This is a genomic window from Kineococcus arenarius subsp. arenarius (genome assembly GCF_050871845.1).
Classification (GTDB): domain Bacteria; phylum Actinomycetota; class Actinomycetes; order Actinomycetales; family Kineococcaceae; genus Kineococcus.
Genome location: NZ_JBJLSE010000192.1, coordinates 1 through 1,023 on the forward strand (window position 1 = coordinate 1; position 1,023 = coordinate 1,023).

1 protein-coding gene is annotated in these 1,023 nt (G+C 67.2%); it reads left to right on the forward strand.

Annotated features, from left to right (window positions below):
- Positions 1-6 precede the first annotated feature (6 nt).
- Positions 7-1,008 carry an IS30 family transposase gene (locus tag ACRYM0_RS20855; RefSeq protein WP_432507763.1) on the forward strand — a complete coding sequence of 334 codons (1,002 nt, stop codon included), beginning with the start codon at positions 7-9 and terminating at the stop codon, positions 1,006-1,008.
- Positions 1,009-1,023: the final 15 nt, after the last annotated feature.

Here is a 1,023-nt window from a genome sequence, read left to right on the forward strand (position 1 = left end):
CGCTTCCTGAGCGGGGTGGAAGACTCATGGGCACCACGGGCGGGGCGTCTCTCGATCGACGAGCGCGAACGCATCTTGATCGGGGTGCGGGCGAAGGAGTCGTTCCGTGCGATCGCGTCGGCGCTGGGTCGAGCACCCTCGACGGTGTCACGGGAGGTCAACGCCAACGGCGGCCGCGAGGACTACCGGGCCTGGGGCGGGCACGTCCGCGCCCGCGAGCAGACCCGCCGTCCCAAGGCGTTCAAGCTCACCGCCGGGCCGCTGCTGGCGGAGGTTACCTCCTGCCTGGAGCAGTGGTGGTCACCGCAGGAGATCGCCGGACGCCTGCGACGGGACTTCCCCGATGATGAGCAGATGCAAGTCAGCCACGAGACGATCTACCAGTCGCTCTTCGTCCAGGGCCGCGGCGAGTTGCGCCGAGAACTGGTGCGCTGTCTGCGATCCGGGCGAACTCGTCGCAAGACCCGAGGACGACGGGAAGGACGCGGACGGATCCCGGGGATGGTGATGATCTCTGAACGCCCACCCGAGGTCGAGGACCGCGCCGTTCCCGGACACTGGGAGGGAGATCTGATCCTGGGGGCCGGCAGTCGCAGCGCGGTGGGGACCTTGGTCGAGCGCTCTACCCGTTACGTCATGTTGCTGCCGTTGGGGGCGGACAAGTCCGCGGTCACCGTGGAGGCGAGGATGCGGGAGGCCATCACGGCCTTGCCTGCTCATCTGGCTCGCAGCATCACCTGGGACCAGGGGGCAGAGATGGCCGCGCACGCGAAGTTCACCCTCGCCACCGACATCCCGGTCTACTTCTGCGACCCGCACTCACCCTGGCAGCGCGGCAGCAACGAGAACACCAATGGCTTGTTGCGGCAGTACCTGCCCAAGGGCGTCGACCTGAGCGACGTCACCAGGAAGGAACTGCTCGCGATCCAGGACTCCCTCAACGGTCGTCCTCGCAAGACCCTGCAGTTCATGACACCATCAGAGAAGCTCACGGAGCTGTTGCGCTGACCGCTTGAGACCGCC